Genomic DNA, 19,566 nt, shown 5'->3' on the forward strand with positions numbered 1-19,566 from the left:
TTTTCCTCGGCCCCTTAGTGAGAGGTTTCCGCGTGGCTCATGTCCATGCCTTCCATACCTTCGTGTGACTTGTGCTCACCTTCCGGTTGGGTCATGTCCATGCTCTTGCCGTGGCCCATAAATTTGTTAATGACATCTTTAAACAAATCGGGTTTCACGCTGGAGAAGTATTCAACCTTGTTGTATTCGCTTGGTGCGGCAATTTTCTCGTACGTCGCCATATCAGGCACCGTAGTAGAAGACTGTTTCGCTTTAGCGACCCACTGGTCAAATGCGGCGCGGTCCGGCGTTGCAATGGCTTTAAACTTCATGCCTGAGAAGCCCGGGCCGCTGTAGCTGGCAGAGATGCCATCATACGTACCTGCTTCGTTGGCAATCAGATGCAGTTTGGTCTGCATACCGGCCATCGCGTAGATCTGGCTGCCCAGACGCGGAATAAAGAACGAGTTCATCACGGAGTTGGAAGTCACTTTGAATTCCACCGGAGTGTTCGCCGGGAAGGCGATTTCATTCACGGTAGCGATGCCCTGTTCCGGATAGATAAAGAACCATTTCCAGTCCATGGCGACCACTTCAATAGTAACCGGGCGCTCGTCATGTACCAGTGGTCTGCTCGGCTCGAGCGAGTGGGTGGTTTTCCACGTCAGCACGGCAAGGAACAGGATGATCAGAATCGGCACCGTCCAGACCACAGCTTCCACTTTATTGGAGTGTGACCAGTTCGGGCTATACTTCGCATCTTTATTGCTCGCACGATACTTCCAGGCAAAACCTACGGCCATTAAGATGGCAGGCACCACGACAATCATCATCAGGCCAAAAGCCGTCAGGATGAGTGAGCGTTGCTCCATACCAATCTGTCCTTTGGGGTCAAGAAGCGCAGAATCGCAGCCACTGAGTAATACAGTGCCGGCGATTAAGGACATCCATCCCAAACTTTTATTGTATTTCCTGAGTCTCATTTAACGACCTCAATTCCACGGGATCTGGTGGCGCTTAAAGTGTGCGGGCATTTTACGGAAAGGTTACGTTACTGTAAACATGATTGGCTTTGTGTCAGTAAGGTGTTACTGGGTTCTGCCGCATATGTCACACAGAATGCAACAATCTGTAAAACCGGCGTTCGCACAGCCAGAGAGAGCGATTATAACGAAAACCTGACATTACAATCTGCGTTGAGGGTAAATTGGTATAACCAATCATTCAAATAAACAAATAATTAACAATTACCCAGCAACTATTAAACATTATTGGAACGAATACGAAACCCAACAATTAATAACAGTGCTGAATCGTTATAGGATAGACCTTATTTTATAAGGCACAAATTAATTAAGATTTTTTATTTTTTGTCCATTCAGGGCGAACGGACAAAAAACAAAAATACGCCTGTTTAATGAACGAAATAATAACGGTGCTAAATTTATTTTTCTGCTTTTTTTATTTTTATTATCTGATTTTAAAAGGGTTATTCTCTTAAAAATAACCCTAACTTACGCTATGTAAAATATATCGGCACCCGTTAGCGCCTCTTTCGCCCTACTAAAGCAGGTCGGTTTTGCGCAGGGCCAGCAGATCCAGCGCCCCGCCAAAGAGGATGCCCGCTAAAGCCAGTAGAGCACCGCCCTCCAGCAGCAGGCTATCGACAGACCACTGTGTAAGGCCGAGAGCATTGCTGGCCAGAACCAGCAGGCCGGCAGCAAGCAGCAGCGCGCCTGCGCCGAGGGTACGCAGCGCCAGCCGGTAAAGCGCCGTGAACTCGGTGCGTGGCATAAAGGCTTCCGTGCGCTGCGTATACTCTAGCGTGCGTTTGCACAGCAGCAGCAGCGCCAGCCCCGGGATCGCCGCAAAGATCGAAAAGAGATAGAAGGTCGGCCAGTCATAGCTGGCAACAAACCAGCCCGCCAGCGGTCCGACATAGACGCGGCCAACGGCAGATAGCGCCGAGAGCAACGCGAACTGCGTGGCGGAAAAGGCGCTGTTACAGAGCGTCATCAGCAGGGCGACAAATGCCGCTGTCCCCATGCCGCCGCAGAGGTTTTCGAAGAAGACCGCCGCGCCCATCGTCACAATGTCTTTATCAGTAATCGAGAGTAGCCAGTAACCGGCATTGGAGATCGCTTGTAACACTCCGAAGATCAGCAGGGCGCGGAACAGCGTTAAGCGCTGCATCAACACGCCGCCCCACAGGGCACCGATAATCGTCGCCACCAGCCCTAAGCTTTTATTCACCATCCCGACATCGCCCGGGTCGAAACCGACGCCGCGAATCAGGAAGAGGGTGGTCAGGCTCATGGCAAAGGCGTCGCCGAGCTTATAAAGGACAATCAGCAGCAGGATCAGCCAGGCGTTGTTGCGCCCGAAGAAATCGCGCAGCGGCGCAACTACCGCTTCCTCAAGGGATCGCGGTGCGGGCAGCGTGCCCACCGGCTCCGGTGCGCGCAGCGTGGCGATAATACAGGGGATCATCAGTGCCGCCATCAGCCAGTACATCCCTTGCCAGCCCAGCCAGCGATCGGCCAGCCACAGAGCCAGGCCGCCGGAGATCAGCATCGCCAGGCGGTAACCGAGCACACTTATCGCCGCCCCCGCGCCGCGCTCTTCGGCGGAGAGCACATCTGTCTTCCATGCATCGAAAACAATGTCCTGCGACGCGGAGCAAAAGGCGATAATCACCGCCAGCGCTGCCATCCAGCGTAAATCGCTGGCAGGCTCAAGAAAGCCCATCGCGGCAATGGCGATCAGGAGCGCAATCTGCGTCAACAGCAGCCAGCCGCGGCGGCGTCCCAAAAAGGAGGGGGTATAGCGATCCATCGCCGGTGACCAGAGAAACTTAAAGACGTAGGCCTGGCCGACCAATGAGAAGAAACCGATGGTTTTAACATCAATGTCTGCGACGGTTATCCAGGCTTGTAACGTGCCACTGGTGAGGGCGAGAGGCAAACCGGATGCAAAGCCGAGCATCAGCAAAATCGCTGATTTGGGCTGCGTGAAAATGCGTAAGTAGTGACTGGACATGGCGGCTCAGCTGGCCCGGCGGAACCGGGCCAGTGCAGAGAGATTAACGGGCGTTCTGCTTGATGAAATCGTGGATGGTGGTGTCCTGGGACATATCCGCGATGGTGTCGGTCAACACGCTGTTAACCGCATTGGTGATCTTTTCGTTGGTCGCCTGGAAAGCGCCTTCCACGTTATAGCTGGCGCGGTAGTTTTTCGTCAGCTTGTTGCCATTGGCGGCGGTGGCGATGATAGCGATATCCGCTTTGGTGGCGATGTTGTAACGCACGTTGCCCTGAGAGACGTCAGCATAGAGCTGGTTAACGATGATCTGCAGGTTAACCACGCCGTTCGGCCCAATCATGTAACCGCGGGCGGTCATCTGCTTCTCAAGCACTTCCTGCAGCAGGAAGCGCAGATCGCGCGATGCGGTGAGGGTGACAAGCTGGTTATCACGCGTGACTTTCGCCAGCGCCTGATCCGGACGCTGATCGGCACCGTTAATGCTGACGGTTACGCCCATCAGGCTCGGGTCTTGTTGCGGAAGAGTAATTTTCGGTGTGACGTCAAGGGTGGTCGGCGGTGTTGCGCAGCCAGCCAGCATAAATAAAGCAACTAACGGGAAGAGGAGTTTCTTAATCATGTTCAGGCTCTCAAGGCTCTAACTTCTGGGAAAAATTGTCGCCATCATAACATTGCCGTTGTTAAGAGGAAGTCCTCAACGCATGTAAATTCATCGTGTTGTGCTTTTTTTCATCGCACAGAACATCTTCAAACGCTATCCTCGCCCCAAATGGCTCAGTTTTCCTTTGAGATTGTGCCGTTGAGCGAAAAAGCGCGACGAAGGCTAAATTTTTGTTGTCTTATTGTAACGGAGACGGTAAAAGCGGCTAACATTTAAAGGGATAGCTGGTATCTCAGCGTTGTCGGAGGCGTGCCATGATGATGCGTGATCAAATAGAATCAAAACTGAAGGCGGCATTTGAGCCTGTTTTCCTCGACGTTGTTGACGAAAGTTACCGTCACAACGTTCCTGCGGGTTCGGAAAGCCATTTCAAAGTGGTACTGGTGAGCGACTGCTTCACCGGTGAACGTTTCCTCAATCGCCACCGCATGATTTACGGAACCCTGGCAGATGAGCTGGCGACGAAAATTCATGCGCTCGCGCTGCATACCTACACTCTGAAAGAGTGGGAAGGGCTCCAGGATACCCTGCTGACCTCGCCAGCCTGCCGCGGCGCAGGGACTCTCGCCTAGAAAACCGGGTTGCAACAGGCTGAACTTTTCCAGTATGTTGCATGCAGTTAATGTGAAAACGGCCTGCGGGCCGTTTTGTTTTGTCTGAAATTTGAGCGAGAAGCGCCCCTTTGTGAGCAAAATTGCTTCAGAAGTGTGAAAAATGACGCACCGTTGCGCTATTACCGTTCTCGACTCATATCTGCGATGCCGCTATAATGCGGCGTCTTATTTTTCGGAATGTCTTCGGGGTGATTCTGACGACAGGGAATGTATATCTGATTAGAGAGAGCATCCCGGTTCTGCAAAGCGAAAGGTTTGCTGCGCAGGGTAGAGTTGACCGAGCACTGTGATTTTTTGAGGTAACAAGATGCAAGTTTCAGTTGAGACCACTCAGGGCCTTGGGCGCCGTGTAACGATTACAATCGCTGCTGACAGCATCGAGACCGCTGTGAAGAGCGAGCTGGTCAACGTAGCGAAGAAAGTACGTATTGACGGTTTCCGTAAGGGCAAAGTCCCGATGACCGTTGTTGCTCAGCGTTACGGCGCCTCTGTTCGCCAGGATGTGCTGGGCGACCTGATGAGCCGCAACTTCATCGACGCGATCATCCAGGAAAAAATCAACCCGGCTGGCGCACCGAACTATGTTCCGGGCGAATACAAACTGGGCGAAGACTTCACCTACTCTGTTGAATTCGAAGTCTATCCGGAAGTTGAACTGAAAGCGCTGGACACCATCGAAGTTGAAAAACCGATCGTTGAAGTGACTGACGCTGACGTTGACACCATGCTGGATACCCTGCGTAAGCAGCAGGCAGACTGGAAAGAGAAAGATGGCGCTGCAGACGCAGAAGACCGTGTAACTGTCGATTTCACCGGTTCTGTTGACGGTGAAGAGTTCGAAGGCGGCAAAGCGACCGATTTCGTACTGGCGATGGGTCAGGGTCGTATGATCCCGGGCTTTGAAGAGGGCATCAAAGGCCACAAAGCGGGCGAAGAGTTCACCATCGACGTGACCTTCCCGGAAGAGTACCACGCGGAAAATCTGAAAGGTAAAGCGGCGAAATTCGTCATTAACCTGAAGAAAGTTGAAGAGCGTGAGCTGCCGGAACTGACCGAAGAGTTCATCAAACGTTTCGGCGTTGAAGATGGTTCTATGGACGGTCTGCGCGCAGAAGTGCGTAAAAACATGGAGCGCGAGCTGAAAGGCGCCGTGCGTAACCGTGTTAAATCTCAGGCGATCGACGGTCTGGTTAACGCCAACAACATCGACGTACCGGCTGCACTGATCGACAGCGAAATCGACGTTCTGCGTCGCCAGGCTGCTCAGCGTTTCGGTGGCAACGAAAAACAGGCTCTGGAACTGCCGCGCGAGCTGTTCGAAGAGCAGGCTAAACGCCGCGTTGTCGTTGGTCTGCTGCTGGGCGAAGTGATTCGTACCCACGAGCTGAAAGCTGACGAAGAGCGCGTAAAAGGCCTGATCGAAGAGATGGCTTCTGCGTATGAAGATCCGAAAGAAGTGATCGAGTTCTACAGCAAAAACAAAGAGCTGATGGACAACATGCGTAACGTCGCGCTGGAAGAACAAGCGGTTGAAGCGGTTCTGGAAAAAGCGAAAGTGACGGAGAAAGCAACCTCCTTCAGCGAGCTGATGAACCAACAGGCTTAATCGTTTTCTGCGATAGCTAAAAGTAATAAGCCCGTCACCTGCTTGCTGGTGGCGGGCTTTTTTTATCGCACTGGCTTTATCAGAACTGTGCTAAAAGCGTGTTTCAGGGTTAGCGTAACAGCAAAAGATTGTTATGCTTGAAAACATGCGTGGTCATCCCCACTAAAGAGGGTGGCAGGAAAGACTCTGGCTGATAATCCGTCCGTGAGGGGTCGTAGTCAGACCTCTTTGACTCAAGTACAATCAGTGCAGCAAGTTTGTTAATTTTTTATCCAGGAGACGGAAATGTCATACAGCGGCGAACGAGACAACTTTGCACCCCATATGGCCCTGGTGCCAATGGTAATTGAACAGACCTCCCGCGGTGAGCGCTCTTTCGATATCTACTCCCGTCTTCTCAAGGAACGCGTAATTTTCCTGACCGGTCAGGTCGAAGACCATATGGCCAACCTGATCGTGGCGCAAATGCTGTTTCTCGAAGCAGAGAACCCGGAAAAAGATATCTATCTCTACATTAACTCTCCGGGTGGCGTGATCACGGCAGGCATGTCTATCTATGACACCATGCAATTTATTAAACCGGACGTCAGCACCATCTGTATGGGCCAGGCAGCGTCAATGGGCGCATTTCTGCTGACGGCTGGCGCAAAAGGCAAGCGCTTCTGCCTGCCGAATTCACGCGTGATGATCCACCAGCCGCTGGGCGGCTATCAGGGTCAGGCGACGGATATCGAAATCCACGCGCGTGAGATCCTGAAAGTGAAAGGGCGCATGAATGAACTTATGGCACATCACACGGGTCAATCTTTAGAACAAATTGAGCGCGATACCGAACGTGACCGCTTCCTTGCCGCGCAAGAAGCAGTTGATTACGGGTTGGTCGACTCGATTTTGACCCACCGTAACTAATGCTCAGTCCGCATTGGCCGCTATACTTTCCAGTGCAAGCGGCGTAATGCCTGAGTAACGTTTTGCGCCTGGAATGGCATTTGCGTCGTCGTGTGGCGCAAAGAACAGAAAAGAGGTTTTACTCATGACAGATAAACGCAAAGATGGATCGGGCAAACTGTTGTACTGCTCTTTTTGCGGCAAAAGCCAGCATGAAGTGCGTAAACTGATCGCCGGACCGTCCGTGTATATCTGCGACGAATGTGTGGATCTGTGTAACGACATTATTCGCGAAGAGATTAAAGAAGTTGCGCCGCACCGCGAGCGCAGCGCGCTGCCGACGCCGCATGAAATCCGCCACCATCTCGATGACTACGTTATTGGTCAGGAGCAGGCGAAAAAGGTGCTGGCGGTAGCGGTCTACAACCACTACAAACGCCTGCGTAATGGCGACACCAGCAACGGTGTTGAATTAGGCAAAAGTAACATTCTGCTTATCGGGCCGACCGGTTCCGGTAAAACGCTGCTGGCCGAAACGCTGGCGCGTCTGCTTGATGTTCCGTTCACCATGGCGGACGCCACCACGCTTACCGAAGCGGGCTACGTGGGTGAAGATGTGGAAAACATCATTCAGAAGCTGCTGCAGAAGTGTGACTACGATGTACAGAAAGCGCAGCGCGGCATCGTCTACATTGATGAGATCGATAAGATCTCCCGTAAGTCAGACAACCCTTCCATCACCCGTGACGTATCGGGCGAAGGCGTACAGCAGGCGCTGCTGAAGCTGATCGAAGGTACCGTTGCTGCCGTTCCGCCGCAGGGTGGTCGTAAGCATCCGCAGCAGGAGTTTTTGCAGGTTGATACCTCCAAAATCCTCTTTATCTGTGGTGGTGCTTTCGCAGGCCTTGATAAGGTGATCTCTCACCGTGTGGAAACCGGCTCCGGCATCGGTTTTGGCGCGACGGTGAAAGGAAAATCCGAAAAAGCGAAAGAGGGCGAGCTGCTGGCGCAGGTTGAGCCGGAAGATTTGATCAAATTTGGTCTGATCCCGGAGTTCATCGGTCGTCTGCCGGTTGTCGCCACGCTGAACGAGCTGAGCGAAGAAGCGCTGATTCAGATCCTGAAAGAGCCGAAAAACGCCCTGACCAAGCAGTACCAGGCGCTGTTTAACCTGGAAGGCGTCGATCTGGAGTTCCGCGACGAAGCGCTGAACGCTATCGCCAAGAAAGCGATGAGCCGCAAAACCGGCGCGCGTGGTCTGCGCTCTATCGTGGAAGCCGCGCTGCTCGACACCATGTACGATCTGCCATCTCTGGAAGATGTCGAGAAAGTGGTGATTGATGAGTCGGTTATCGACGGGCAAACCAAGCCACTGCTGATTTACGGCAAGCCGGAAGCGCAGCAGGCATCTGGCGAATAATTCATCAATTTATACAGTCAGTTAATCAAAAAGGGGGGATTTTATCTCCCCTTTTATTTTTCCGACTTCCCGGCGTTGAATGTGTGGGAAACATCCCCATATACTCCATTACATGTTAATGGTGCGTGTGGCACAGTCACGTCACCTTGATTACCTGGCGGACTTTAAACTAAGAGAGAGCTCTATGAATCCTGAGCGTTCTGAACGCATTGAAATCCCCGTATTGCCGTTGCGCGATGTGGTGGTTTATCCGCACATGGTCATCCCGTTATTTGTGGGGCGGGAAAAATCAATCCGTTGTCTTGAAGCAGCCATGGATCATGATAAAAAAATCATGCTGGTTGCGCAGAAAGAAGCCTCAACGGATGAGCCGGGTGTAAACGATCTTTTCACCGTCGGGACCGTGGCGTCTATTCTGCAGATGTTGAAACTGCCTGATGGCACTGTAAAAGTGCTTGTCGAGGGGCTTCAGCGCGCGCGCATTACTTCGCTTGCCGATAACGGCGAGCACTTCTCTGCGAAAGCGGAGTACCTGGACTCGCCGGCCATTGATGAGCGCGAGCAGGAAGTGCTGGTACGTACCGCGATCAGCCAGTTCGAAGGCTATATCAAGCTCAACAAAAAAATTCCGCCGGAAGTGCTGACGTCGCTGAACAGCATTGACGATCCTGCGCGTCTGGCTGATACCATCGCTGCGCATATGCCGCTGAAGCTGGCTGATAAGCAGTCGGTGCTGGAGATGTCCGACATCAACGAACGTCTCGAATATCTGATGGCGATGATGGAGTCGGAGATCGATCTGCTGCAGGTTGAGAAACGCATTCGCAACCGCGTGAAGAAGCAGATGGAGAAATCCCAGCGCGAGTACTATCTGAATGAGCAGATGAAGGCCATCCAGAAAGAGCTCGGCGAGATGGACGACGCGCCGGACGAAAACGAAGCGCTGAAGCGTAAAATCGACGCGGCAAAAATGCCGAAGGAGGCCAAAGAGAAGGCCGAGTCTGAGCTGCAGAAGCTGAAAATGATGTCGCCGATGTCTGCGGAAGCAACCGTGGTGCGCGGCTATATCGAGTGGATGGTGCAGGTGCCGTGGAATGCGCGCAGCAAGGTGAAAAAAGATCTTCGCCAGGCGCAGGAAGTGCTGGATACCGACCACTATGGCTTAGAGCGCGTCAAAGATCGCATCCTTGAGTATCTTGCGGTTCAAAGCCGTATGAACAAGCTCAAAGGGCCGATTCTCTGCCTGGTCGGGCCGCCGGGGGTAGGTAAAACCTCGCTCGGTCAATCCATCGCGAAAGCGACAGGCCGTAAATATATCCGTATGGCGCTGGGCGGCGTACGTGATGAAGCAGAAATCCGCGGTCACCGCCGCACTTACATCGGTTCTATGCCGGGTAAACTGATCCAGAAAATGGCAAAAGTGGGCGTTAAAAACCCGCTCTTCTTGCTGGATGAGATCGACAAGATGTCCTCCGACATGCGTGGCGACCCGGCTTCCGCACTGCTGGAAGTGCTCGATCCTGAGCAGAACGTGGCGTTCAGCGATCACTACCTGGAAGTGGATTACGATCTGAGCGACGTGATGTTTGTTGCCACCTCCAACTCCATGAACATTCCGGCACCGCTGCTGGACCGTATGGAAGTGATCCGCCTCTCCGGTTACACCGAAGATGAGAAGCTGAACATCGCCAAACGCCATCTGCTGACCAAGCAGATTGAGCGTAACGCGCTGAAACCGAACGAACTGACGGTTGATGACAGTGCGATTATCGGCATTATTCGCTACTACACTCGCGAAGCGGGCGTGCGTGGCCTGGAGCGTGAAATCTCGAAACTGTGCCGTAAGGCGGTGAAACAGCTGCTGCTGGATCCCTCCCTGAAGCATATCGAGATCAACGGCGACAACCTGAATGACTACCTCGGCGTTCAGCGCTATGACTACGGTCGTGCGGATGATGAAAACCGTGTGGGCCAGGTGACCGGTCTGGCGTGGACTGAAGTGGGAGGCGATCTGCTGACCATTGAAACCGCCTGCGTACCGGGTAAAGGCAAGCTCACTTACACCGGTTCGCTCGGTGAAGTGATGCAGGAGTCGATCCAGGCTGCATTAACCGTGGTGCGTGCGCGCGCAGAGAAGCTGGGTATCAACGGCGACTTCTACGAAAAACGCGACATCCACGTGCACGTGCCGGAAGGCGCGACGCCGAAAGATGGTCCGAGTGCCGGTATCGCCATGTGCACCGCGTTGGTCTCCTGCCTGACCGGTAACCCGGTTCGCGCCGACGTTGCGATGACGGGTGAGATCACCCTGCGCGGCCAGGTGCTGCCGATCGGCGGTCTGAAAGAGAAACTGCTGGCAGCGCATCGCGGCGGCATCAAAACCGTGCTGATTCCTTACGAAAATAAACGCGATTTGGAAGAAATTCCGGAAAACGTGATTGCCGATCTGGATATCCATCCGGTGAAACGTATTGAAGAAGTGCTGACGCTTGCCTTGCAGAATGCGCCGTTTGGCATGCAGGTAGCCACTGCAAAATAGTGACCTCGCGCAAAGTGCGTAGAGAAATATAAGGCTGGTGAGTGATTTCGCACTTGCCAGTCTTTTTTTGTATAGCTAATTTAGATTGCTGGCTGGCTATGTCATCATCAACTGATGTTGTAAGGGCATGAGAGGCCTGTTATAACTGCTGCGCGGTCGCACTGTGAAGGATGTGGTGCGATATAAAATATAAAGAGAGGAAGAGAAGAGTGAATAAATCTCAACTGATAGACAAGATTGCCGCTGGCGCTGACATTTCTAAAGCTGCCGCCGGACGCGCGTTAGATGCGTTAATTGCTTCTGTTACTGAATCTTTGCAATCCGGGGACGACGTAGCACTGGTTGGTTTCGGTACTTTTGCGGTTAAAGAGCGCGCTGCCCGTACTGGCCGCAACCCGCAAACCGGCAAAGAGATTACTATTGCTGCTGCCAAAGTCCCTGGCTTCCGCGCAGGTAAAGCGCTGAAAGATGCCGTGAACTAATGATTTTCCCCACGCGGGGAGGGTGGCAACATACAAGGGCACATCGAGAGATGTGCCTTTTTTATTTTCGCAAAATCAATTTCTGCGAGTTTATGCACGATGCGGGCTAACAATTGCGCCGTTTTCTTGTCAAAATACGCGCTTACATGCAGCGGGCCTCGTGCGCTGCCTGAGATCTACAGTCACCTACAGCGGAGTGTTGTTACACCATGATGGACAATTTACGCGCGGCGGCGAATCACGTCGTGCTCAAGATCATTCTGGGTTTGATTATCGTGTCATTCATTTTGACTGGCGTGGGTAACTACCTGATTGGCGGTAACAATAATTACGCCGCAAAAGTTAATGGCCAGGAAATTGGCCGCGCGCAGTTTGAAAACGCGGTAACCAGCGAGCGCAACCGTATGGCCGAGAAGCTGGGCGATCAGTTCTCGGAGCTGGCCGCAAATGAAAACTACATGAAATCCGTACGTCAGCAGGTGCTCAATCGCATGATTGACGAAGCTCTGCTCGATCAATACGCGAAGAAACTGGGTCTTGATATCAGCGATGAGCAGGTAAAAAAGGCCATCTTCGCTACCGATGCTTTCCAGTCAAACGGCAAGTTCGACAATAATCGCTTCAACTCCCTCGTTAACCGTATGGGCATGAGCGCCGATCAATATGCGCAGGCGCTGCGCAACCAGTTAATCTCCCAGCAGCTGATCAATGCCGTTGCCGGTACCGATTTTATGCTCAAGGGCGAGACCGACGAACTGGCGGCGTTAGTATCTCAGCAGCGCGTAGTGCGCCAGGCGGTGATTGACGTCAATGCGCTGGCGGCAAAACAGACGGTCAGCGATGACGAGATCGCCAGCTATTACGACCAGAACAAGAGCCGCTTTATCGCGCCGGAGCAGTTCCGCGTGAGCTATATCAAGCTTGATGCGGCATCGATGCAAGAGAGTGCCACCGACGCACAGATTCAGGCTTACTACGACCAGCATCAGGATGAGTTCACTCAGCCGCAGCGTAATCGCTACAGCGTCATCCAGACCAAAACGGAAGATGAAGCGAAAGCGGTTATCGATGAGCTGAAAAAAGGGGCTGACTTTGCTGTCCTGGCGAAGGCGAAATCCGCCGACATCATCTCTGCCCGTAACGGCGGCGACATGGGCTGGCTGGAAGAGTCCACCACGCCGGATGAGCTGAAAAACGCCGGTCTGAAAGAGAAAGGCCAGCTCTCAGGCCCGATCAAATCCTCCGTCGGCTATCTGGTAGCGCGTCTGGATGACATTCAGCCTGCCGTCATCAAACCGTTGAACGAAGTGCGCGATGAACTGGCGGCGAAGGTGAAGCATGAAAATGCGCTGGATGCCTGGTTCGCGCTGCAGCGTAAAGTGAGTGAAGCGGCAACCAACGATAACGAATCTCTGGCCGGTGCCGAGCAGGTTTCAGGTAATAAAGCGGTGCAGACCGAGTGGTTTACCCGCGACAACCTGCCGGAAGAGCTGAACTTTAAACCGGTCAGCGATGCGATTTTCAATGGTGGTCTGGTCGGGCAGAACGGCTCGCCGGGCAACAACTCCGATATCATCACCGTTGATGGCGATCGCGCATTTGTGCTGCGTGTTACCGATCATAAAGCGGAAGCGATTAAGCCGCTGGCGGAAGTGAAAGCGCAGGTCACGGACATCGTTAAGCATGATAAAGCTGAGCAGCAGGCGAAGCTGGATGCCGACAAACTGGTCGAAGCCCTGAAAGCGGGCAAAGGCGACGAAGCGATGAAAGCGGCAGGCCTGAGCTTCGGCGAAGCGAAAACCCTGGCACGCCTCGGACAGGATCCGGTTGCCACCGCAGCCTTCAACCTGCCACTGCCGGCGAAGGATAAACCCTCTTACGGCAGCACCACCGATCAGCTGCGTAATGTTGTGATCATAGCGCTGGACGAAGTGAAAGCGGGCGAGATGCCGGACGCTCAGAAGAAAGCGATGATGCAGGGCGTGACGCAGAATAACGCGCAGATTGCCTTTGAAGCGCTGATGAGCAACCTGCGTAAAGAAGCCAAAATCAAACTGGGCGATACCGCAGAAGAGCAGCAGTAACGGGAAGCTTCTCCCAAAAAAAGGTAACGCTCTGCAACACATAAAGGCCGCTTTCGCGGCCTTTTCCATTTCTGCTGTTTGCCCTTTGTCGACCCTTTCTGCTCTGGTTATGCTCCGCTGCGAGTTAACACAACGGAGATAACAGTATGAAACATGGAGTCAAAGCTCTTTTACTGCCCCTGGCGTTTGCATGTGCGACATTCAGTTCCGCCACGCTTGCCGCGCCCGCAGGCGGTGCAAAACCGCCGGTGGCAAACGCCGCTGCGCCGGCCTCTCACACAAAAGCGCAGGAGGCGGCAAAGTCCACTCAGGAAGAGGAGGGTGGTATTAAAGTCAGCATTAACAGCGCGACGGCGGAAGAGTTATCAAAGGCGCTGAAGGGTGTTGGCCTTAAAAAGGCTCAGGCGATCGTCAGCTATCGTGAAGAGTATGGGCCGTTTAAGAGCGTAGAAGATTTAAAGCAGGTGCCGGGGATGGGTGGCAAGCTGGTGGAGCGTAATCTGGTCAACCTAAAACTGTAAGCCGCTTGCGTAGTCGCTAATTTTTGCCAGAATTAGGAGGTCATACCAGTATGGCCTCTGTCTCTATAACTATAAACAGTAAAGGTTAACGCGCTATGCAGACCCAAATAAAAGTTCGTGGATTCCACCTTGATGTCTATCAGCACGTAAACAATGCCCGCTATCTCGAATTTCTTGAAGAGGCGCGCTGGGATGGGCTGGAGCATAATGAGAGTTTTCAATGGATGACCGCCCACAACATCGCTTTTGTGGTGGTTAACATCAATATCAACTATCGCCGTCCGGCGGTGCTCGGCGATCTGTTGACAGTCACCAGCCATGTCCAGCAAATCAACGGCAAAAGCGGGGTGTTGAGCCAGGTGGTGACATTAGAGCCGGAGGGGCAGGTGGTTGCCGATGCGCTGGTTACTTTTGTCTGCATCGATCTGAAAACCCAGAAAGCGCTGGCGCTGGAGGGGGAGTTGCGGGAGAAGCTGGAGATAATGATCGGGGAGCGGGATTAGGTGCGCTGAAACCGCGTAGGCCGGGTAAGGCGAAGCCGCCATCCGGCAAATGTGCTGCGAAGATCATGCCGGATGGCGCTGGCGCTTATACGGCCTACGGGATTGGTGCGGGTTTGTTGGCCGGGCCTATTTCAATCCGATTTTTGCTTTCATTGTGCTCATCACTGCCGCTTTATCGGCAAGGTACTGCTGCAACCCGTTGGCGCGTAAATGGCACGCCGCGCAATGGCCGCAACCATCACCTTTAATGCCGTTGTAACAGGTCAGGGTTTCGCTGCGCACCATATCGAGCGCGCCCCAGTAATCCGCCAGCGCCCAGGTCTGCGCTTTATCGATCCACATCAGCGGCGTTTCAAAGCGGATATCTTTCGCCAGGCCCAGGCTGACCGCGTGGTTAAGCGCCTTCACAAACTCGTCGCGGCAGTCGGGGTAGCCGGAAAAATCAGTCTCACATACACCGGTGATCACCGCTTCTGCCTGCACCTGGTAAGCGTACACCGCCGCCAGCGTCAGAAAGAGAATATTACGCCCGGGAACAAAGGTGTTCGGGATGCCGTCCGCGCTCTCTTCATAATCCGGCACCGGAATGCTGTCGCGCGTCAGGCTGCTCACGGCCAGTTCGTTAAGCAGCGTCACATCCAGCACTTTATGCGCCCGCGCGCCCAGCTTTTGCGCCAGCTCGCGTGCGACGTCGATCTCTGCGCGATGACGCTGCCCATAATCAAACGTCACGCAATGGACTTCATCATACTGCTGTAACGCCTGCACCAGGCAGGTCGTGGAGTCTTGTCCGCCACTGAAGACGACAACGGCACGTTTCATAATTATTCCTGACATTTACACAAAAAAGGTATGGTAGCGCGTGAGCAATCCAGCGACCAGCTTCTTCACGGGGCCGGAAGCCACGCCTCGGTAAATTCAAACCAGCCGCGGCGGTTAACCTCGATCCCCTCGACGCCCGGCGGCGCGCTAATGCGGTAGTGGTAATTAAAGAGCGGCGTAAGCAGTGCCCCCTCCATGAGTCCATCAAAAACCTCTTTTAACGCCGCAATACGCACCCGCTCGTCGGCCTCGCGCTGCACCGCATCTAGCGTCTCCTGAAGATGCGCATACTGTATGCTGCCAAGCAGATTCGGCCACAGTGGATCGCAGCGCAGCCACTGCTCAAGGGTGTACTCCGGCGCTTCGCCAATTAGCCTGTCGCCCATCACCAGATCCGCTGCCGCAAGCTCTCTGCATCCTTCCCACTGTTTACCGTCATGAAAAATCACCGTCAGCTCGCAGCCGAGCGCGGCAAGAGAGGCTTTAAGCTGCTGCGCCATGGTGTGCAACTCCACTGGCAGATGGTAGATAAGCGTCAATGTCGCCGGCAGGCCGACGTTCTCTTCAGGCCAGCCGGGTATATGCCAGCCGGGGAGTAATTCCCGGCTGGGGGTAATCAGCCCCTCATCCAGCGGTAACGTCTGTAAAAGCGAGGTGTGATGAATAATCTGCACCAGACGGCGCGCCTGCGCCGGGCTTAGCCGCGCGCCAGGGCGCAGGGCGAGGTAGCAAAAACCGAGGCTGATACTGTTACTGACCGGTTGCAGGTGGCGCAGCTCCTCCGGTTCGCCGATGGCAATCTGTACCGGATGGCGGCAGCTGGTGCCTAAATCCTCGTCAAACAGCTGCGGCGCAATCCAGTACTCCACCGCTTTCAGCAGTGGGTGCCCTAAGTGGTAGTGATCGTGGCTCTCAAGGCGTACTAATTCGTCGCTGAAGGCGGCAAGACGAAACGGCCCGGTGCCAACCTGTGGATGCGCCGGGTGCGCCAGGCGGCTGCCGTAGCTCGCCAGCCGGTGCGCCAGCCAGTAATCGGGGCGATGGAGCTGAAAGGTAATACACCACGGGTGAGTGAGCGTAATGTGCTCGACGCTGGCGAAAAGCATGCGTAGACCGGGCAAGCCGAGCAGAGCGACAAGCTGCCCATGCAGCTGCGCGGCGGTGACCGCATCGCCATTGTGCCAGTGTAGCGTCGTGTGGAGATGAAAACGCCAGCCCAGGCCATCCTCACTGTACTCCCAATGATGCGCCAGATCGGCCTGCGGCAACGCGCTGCGGCTGATAAAGCGCGTCAGTCCGCTAAAGATCTGCCCGACAAGGTGCTGCTCCGCGCGGCCTGCGAGAAAGCCCGGTAATAAAGGCTCCAGCGGGCGGTAGTAAGGAATACGCAGCGTCGGCGTCTCGTTCTGCCACTGTCCGCCGAGATAGGGGTTGAGCAGCGCGCGCAGATCCGCAGGAGCCAGCTCGGCGAGCGCCAGCGCGTTGTGTTGCTCTCCTGCAGTGAGCGCCTGCTCCAGCATCTCGCGGCGTAGCCGCTGCGGCGTCACGCAAAAATGTAGCGCACCGCGTTTGCCGCGTCCGGATTGCGCCTGCCATGTTAACCAACCGGCAGCCTGCATCTGGCGCAGCAAGGTGCGCATATGGCGTTCACTACAGTAGCAGCGTAGAGCCAGCTCGCTAATGCTTACCGCTTGATCACCACCGGCAGAGGGTAACCAGAGACGCTGAAACTGGTTAAGGCGATTAAGTAATCTCATAAACCGGAACAATAATTTTTATCTATTCACTATTACTTCCGTATATCTCACGCAATACTGGAAAACAACCTAACGACAGCAAAACTGGAGAGTAGATCATGGCGCGTCTCGCCGCTTTTGATATGGATGGCACCCTGCTTATGCCCGACCATCGTTTAGGCGATCAAACGCTGACGGCGCTGCGCCGTTTACATGAGCGGGAGATCACCCTGGCCTTTGCCACCGGTCGGCACGCGCTGGAGATGCAGCGCGTTGTGCAGCATATTGGCCTTGATGCATTCCTGATCACCGGCAACGGCACGCGGATCCACTCCTTAGAGGGCGATCTGCTCCATCGTCAGGATCTCGACCCGCAGGTGGTTGAATGCGTACTGCATAGCCGTTGGGAGACCCATGCTTCGCTGCATGTGTTTAATGATTCCGGCTGGCTCACCAATAAGCCGCTGCCTGAAGCGCTGCAGGCGCATCTCTTCAGCGATTTTGGCTACCAGATTGTTGATCTAAAACGCTTGCCTGCCGGTGACGTTGCCAAGATCAGTTTTGTTGGCGATCACGACGATCTCTGCCGTTTGCAACAGCAGCTTGATGAGCAGATTGGTACTCAGGCGCATATCTGCTTCGCGGCGATGGACTGTCTGGAGGTTCTGCCGGTGGGTTGCAACAAAGGCGCAGCGCTGGCGGTGCTCAGCGCGTCGTTAGGGCTGACGATGCAAGAGTGTATGGCGTTTGGCGATGCAATGAATGACAGAGAGATGTTAGAGCGCGTCGGCTACGGCATGATCATGGGCAACGCGATGCCGCAACTGCGCGCGGCACTGCCGCACTTACCGGTTATCGGGCACTGCCGTAATCAGGCGGTGTCGCACTTTTTGACACACTGGCTGGACACCCCACATCTTCCTTATTCCCCCGAATGAAAAGATATTGCCAGCGAGCCGGGTTTTATTAATAAAACCCGGCTTTTTTTGCCTGTCGCTATTGCGCTGAGGTAAGCAGGGCGAGCTGCGCTCTCCACGGTTCGATATCGCCGAGGTTCGCCGCCACCCATTGCGGGTTGTAGTAGGTTTCAAGATAGCGCTCGCCGCTGTCGCACAGCAGGGTAACGATCGAGCCATGGCGCCCTTCGTTGCGCATCTGCGCCGCAAGCTGTAGCGCGCCCCACATATTGGTACCGGTAGACGCGCCGACTTTACGGCCAAGCTGCGTCTCCAGCCACTGCGCGGTCGCCACGCTGGCGGCATCCGGCACGCGCAGCATCTCGTCGACCACATCGGCAATAAATGACGGCTCGACGCGCGGGCGGCCAATGCCTTCGATCTTGCTGCCGATCGGGCTGCGCAGCGTGCTGTCGCGCTGTTGCCAGTAGTCAAAGAAGACGGAGTTCTCCGGGTCAACCACCACCAGCCGCGTGTCGTAACCCTGGCAGCGAATATAGCGGCCAATGGTTGCCGAGGTGCCGCCTGTTCCGGCGCTCATCACAATCGCTTCCGGCACCGGATGCGGCTCGTTCCTCATCTGGCGGAAAATACTGTCGGCAATGTTGTTATTGCCGCGCCAGTCCGTCGCGCGCTCGGCGAAGGTGAACTGATCCATATAGTGACCGTTCAGCTCTTTCGCCAGCCGCTCTGATTCAGCGTAGATCTCGCAGGCGCTGTCGACAAAATGGCAGCGGCCGCCGTAAAACTCAATCTGCTCCACTTTGCGTTTCGCCGTGCAGTAAGGCATCACGGCGATAAAGGGCAGCCCGAGCAGCCGGGCAAACCAGGCCTCAGAGATGGCGGTCGAGCCGGAGGAGGCTTCGATAATCGTGGTGCCTTCCTTAATCCAGCCATTGCACAAGCCGTAGAGAAACAGCGAGCGCGCAAGGCGGTGCTTCAGGCTGCCTGTGGGGTGCGTGCTTTCATCTTTTAAATAGAGGTTGATACCCGGAAAACCCGTCAGCGTCAGGCGAATGAGGTGGGTATCCGCAGAGCGCTGCGCGTCGGCATTGATTTCATTAATCGCGTATTTGACCCAGCTGTTGTTCATGATGCTGTTCCGTTTGTCATTTTGTGCCCAGTCTAGCGAAAGGCGAAGAAAAAAAGGTTGCCATTTCGCCTTTGCGATAGACTGTTTAGAGAAAAATTTTCTAACGGAGTAGGGGATGTTAGATAAAATTGACCGCAAACTGCTGGCGTTACTGCAGCAGGATTGTTCGCTCTCTTTGCAGGCGCTGGCTGATGCCGTTAATCTGACGACCACTCCGTGCTGGAAACGGCTGAAAAAGCTGGAAGATGACGGTATCTTACTGCGCCGCGTGGCGGTGCTGGATGCGGAAAAACTCGGGCTGGGGCTGACGGCCTTTGTGCTGATCAAAACCCAGCATCACAGCAGCGACTGGTATAACCGCTTCGTCAGCGAAGTGACACAGCTCCCGGAAGTGCTAGGCTTTTGGCGTATGGCTGGCGAGTACGATTACCTGTTGCGCGTCCAGGTGGCAGATATGAAACGCTATGATGACTTCTATAAGAAGCTGGTCAACAGCGTGCCGGGGCTCTCGGATGTCACCTCCAGCTTCGCCATGGAACAGATAAAATACACCACGGCTTTGCCCATTGAATAACCCTTCCGGCGGTTAACCGACCGTCGGCAATTCACGTTCAGGATGT

Annotated in this window: 17 protein-coding genes; 11 read left to right on the forward strand and 6 right to left on the reverse strand. The window is 54.4% G+C overall.

Features of this window, described 5'->3' with window-relative positions; genetic code table 11:
* Nucleotides 1-14 precede the first annotated feature (14 nt).
* The 3 genes from cyoA to HF650_RS05680 form a co-directional block, all read right to left on the reverse strand.
* Nucleotides 15-962: a cytochrome o ubiquinol oxidase subunit II gene (cyoA, locus tag HF650_RS05670; RefSeq protein ID WP_187801540.1), complete on the reverse strand. Its 948-nt coding sequence runs from the start codon at nucleotides 960-962 to the stop codon at nucleotides 15-17.
* A gap of 580 nt (nucleotides 963-1,542) precedes the next feature.
* Complete coding sequence (gene ampG / locus HF650_RS05675; RefSeq protein ID WP_187801541.1) at nucleotides 1,543-3,018, reverse strand: muropeptide MFS transporter AmpG; 1,476 nt, start codon at nucleotides 3,016-3,018, stop codon at nucleotides 1,543-1,545.
* Between the two features lie 43 nt (nucleotides 3,019-3,061).
* On the reverse strand, nucleotides 3,062-3,640 hold the full coding sequence (locus tag HF650_RS05680; protein WP_187801542.1) for a lipoprotein: 579 nt from the start codon (nucleotides 3,638-3,640) through the stop codon (nucleotides 3,062-3,064).
* A 296-nt stretch (nucleotides 3,641-3,936) separates the two neighbouring features.
* Here HF650_RS05680 and bolA point away from each other — a divergent pair, with 296 nt between their 5' ends.
* The 9 genes from bolA to HF650_RS05725 all read left to right on the forward strand — a co-directional run bounded on the left by bolA (nucleotide 3,937) and on the right by HF650_RS05725 (nucleotide 14,339).
* Complete coding sequence (gene bolA / locus HF650_RS05685) at nucleotides 3,937-4,254, forward strand: transcriptional regulator BolA (protein WP_042713623.1); 318 nt, start codon at nucleotides 3,937-3,939, stop codon at nucleotides 4,252-4,254.
* A 349-nt stretch (nucleotides 4,255-4,603) separates the two neighbouring features.
* A complete protein-coding gene (gene tig, locus HF650_RS05690) occupies nucleotides 4,604-5,902 on the forward strand; it encodes a trigger factor (protein ID WP_124969419.1) in 1,299 nt (432 codons plus the stop codon).
* Nucleotides 5,903-6,187: 285 nt separating this feature from the next.
* On the forward strand, nucleotides 6,188-6,811 hold the full coding sequence (gene clpP / locus HF650_RS05695; protein WP_007373538.1) for an ATP-dependent Clp endopeptidase proteolytic subunit ClpP: 624 nt from the start codon (nucleotides 6,188-6,190) through the stop codon (nucleotides 6,809-6,811).
* Nucleotides 6,812-6,935: 124 nt separating this feature from the next.
* Nucleotides 6,936-8,210, forward strand: coding sequence for an ATP-dependent protease ATP-binding subunit ClpX (clpX, locus tag HF650_RS05700; RefSeq protein WP_187801543.1), 1,275 nt, complete (start codon nucleotides 6,936-6,938; stop codon nucleotides 8,208-8,210).
* Between the two features lie 184 nt (nucleotides 8,211-8,394).
* The gene (gene lon / locus HF650_RS05705; protein WP_187801544.1) at nucleotides 8,395-10,749 is read left to right on the forward strand and encodes an endopeptidase La; all 2,355 of its coding nucleotides are present in this window, start codon (nucleotides 8,395-8,397) and stop codon (nucleotides 10,747-10,749) included.
* Nucleotides 10,750-10,958: 209 nt separating this feature from the next.
* Nucleotides 10,959-11,231 carry a nucleoid-associated protein HU-beta gene (hupB, locus tag HF650_RS05710; protein ID WP_010428111.1) on the forward strand — a complete coding sequence of 91 codons (273 nt, stop codon included), beginning with the start codon at nucleotides 10,959-10,961 and terminating at the stop codon, nucleotides 11,229-11,231.
* Between the two features lie 209 nt (nucleotides 11,232-11,440).
* Nucleotides 11,441-13,315, forward strand: coding sequence for a peptidylprolyl isomerase (gene ppiD / locus HF650_RS05715; protein WP_187801545.1), 1,875 nt, complete (start codon nucleotides 11,441-11,443; stop codon nucleotides 13,313-13,315).
* A 146-nt stretch (nucleotides 13,316-13,461) separates the two neighbouring features.
* Nucleotides 13,462-13,836, forward strand: a complete 375-nt coding sequence (locus HF650_RS05720; RefSeq protein WP_187801546.1) for a helix-hairpin-helix domain-containing protein — start codon at nucleotides 13,462-13,464, stop codon at nucleotides 13,834-13,836.
* A 95-nt stretch (nucleotides 13,837-13,931) separates the two neighbouring features.
* Nucleotides 13,932-14,339, forward strand: coding sequence for a YbgC/FadM family acyl-CoA thioesterase (locus tag HF650_RS05725; protein WP_124969411.1), 408 nt, complete (start codon nucleotides 13,932-13,934; stop codon nucleotides 14,337-14,339).
* Between the two features lie 126 nt (nucleotides 14,340-14,465).
* Here HF650_RS05725 and queC read toward each other — a convergent pair whose 3' ends face one another.
* Together queC and HF650_RS05735 are read right to left on the reverse strand one after the other, a co-directional pair.
* Complete coding sequence (queC, locus tag HF650_RS05730; protein ID WP_187801547.1) at nucleotides 14,466-15,161, reverse strand: 7-cyano-7-deazaguanine synthase QueC; 696 nt, start codon at nucleotides 15,159-15,161, stop codon at nucleotides 14,466-14,468.
* 65 nt (nucleotides 15,162-15,226) lie between these two features.
* Nucleotides 15,227-16,918, reverse strand: coding sequence for an SgrR family transcriptional regulator (locus HF650_RS05735; RefSeq protein WP_187801548.1), 1,692 nt, complete (start codon nucleotides 16,916-16,918; stop codon nucleotides 15,227-15,229).
* 98 nt (nucleotides 16,919-17,016) lie between these two features.
* Here HF650_RS05735 and cof point away from each other — a divergent pair, with 98 nt between their 5' ends.
* On the forward strand, nucleotides 17,017-17,835 hold the full coding sequence (cof, locus tag HF650_RS05740) for an HMP-PP phosphatase (protein ID WP_187801549.1): 819 nt from the start codon (nucleotides 17,017-17,019) through the stop codon (nucleotides 17,833-17,835).
* A 58-nt stretch (nucleotides 17,836-17,893) separates the two neighbouring features.
* Here cof and HF650_RS05745 read toward each other — a convergent pair whose 3' ends face one another.
* The gene (locus HF650_RS05745; RefSeq protein ID WP_187801550.1) at nucleotides 17,894-18,946 is read right to left on the reverse strand and encodes a PLP-dependent cysteine synthase family protein; all 1,053 of its coding nucleotides are present in this window, start codon (nucleotides 18,944-18,946) and stop codon (nucleotides 17,894-17,896) included.
* Between the two features lie 115 nt (nucleotides 18,947-19,061).
* Here HF650_RS05745 and HF650_RS05750 point away from each other — a divergent pair, with 115 nt between their 5' ends.
* Nucleotides 19,062-19,520 carry an Lrp/AsnC family transcriptional regulator gene (locus HF650_RS05750; protein ID WP_023478271.1) on the forward strand — a complete coding sequence of 153 codons (459 nt, stop codon included), beginning with the start codon at nucleotides 19,062-19,064 and terminating at the stop codon, nucleotides 19,518-19,520.
* Nucleotides 19,521-19,566 lie beyond the last annotated feature (46 nt).

This window comes from Kosakonia sp. SMBL-WEM22, from assembly GCF_014490785.1.
In the GTDB taxonomy this organism is placed as follows: Bacteria; Pseudomonadota; Gammaproteobacteria; order Enterobacterales; family Enterobacteriaceae; genus Kosakonia.

Excerpts from the sequence above, each read along its gene's own strand:
- clpP (WP_007373538.1), top strand. The coding sequence starts at position 6,188 with ATGTCATACAGCGGCGAACGAGACAACTTTGCACCCCATATGGCCCTG.
- HF650_RS05725 (WP_124969411.1), top strand. The coding sequence starts at position 13,932 with ATGCAGACCCAAATAAAAGTTCGTGGATTCCACCTTGATGTCTATCAG.
- cyoA (WP_187801540.1), bottom strand. The coding sequence starts at position 962 with ATGAGACTCAGGAAATACAATAAAAGTTTGGGATGGATGTCCTTAATC.
- queC (WP_187801547.1), bottom strand. The coding sequence starts at position 15,161 with ATGAAACGTGCCGTTGTCGTCTTCAGTGGCGGACAAGACTCCACGACC.
- HF650_RS05750 (WP_023478271.1), top strand. The coding sequence starts at position 19,062 with ATGTTAGATAAAATTGACCGCAAACTGCTGGCGTTACTGCAGCAGGAT.
- ppiD (WP_187801545.1), top strand. The coding sequence starts at position 11,441 with ATGATGGACAATTTACGCGCGGCGGCGAATCACGTCGTGCTCAAGATC.
- clpX (WP_187801543.1), top strand. The coding sequence starts at position 6,936 with ATGACAGATAAACGCAAAGATGGATCGGGCAAACTGTTGTACTGCTCT.
- cof (WP_187801549.1), top strand. The coding sequence starts at position 17,017 with ATGGCGCGTCTCGCCGCTTTTGATATGGATGGCACCCTGCTTATGCCC.
- ampG (WP_187801541.1), bottom strand. The coding sequence starts at position 3,018 with ATGTCCAGTCACTACTTACGCATTTTCACGCAGCCCAAATCAGCGATT.
- lon (WP_187801544.1), top strand. The coding sequence starts at position 8,395 with ATGAATCCTGAGCGTTCTGAACGCATTGAAATCCCCGTATTGCCGTTG.
- HF650_RS05745 (WP_187801550.1), bottom strand. The coding sequence starts at position 18,946 with ATGAACAACAGCTGGGTCAAATACGCGATTAATGAAATCAATGCCGAC.
- tig (WP_124969419.1), top strand. The coding sequence starts at position 4,604 with ATGCAAGTTTCAGTTGAGACCACTCAGGGCCTTGGGCGCCGTGTAACG.
- HF650_RS05720 (WP_187801546.1), top strand. The coding sequence starts at position 13,462 with ATGAAACATGGAGTCAAAGCTCTTTTACTGCCCCTGGCGTTTGCATGT.
- bolA (WP_042713623.1), top strand. The coding sequence starts at position 3,937 with ATGATGATGCGTGATCAAATAGAATCAAAACTGAAGGCGGCATTTGAG.
- HF650_RS05680 (WP_187801542.1), bottom strand. The coding sequence starts at position 3,640 with ATGATTAAGAAACTCCTCTTCCCGTTAGTTGCTTTATTTATGCTGGCT.
- HF650_RS05735 (WP_187801548.1), bottom strand. The coding sequence starts at position 16,918 with ATGAGATTACTTAATCGCCTTAACCAGTTTCAGCGTCTCTGGTTACCC.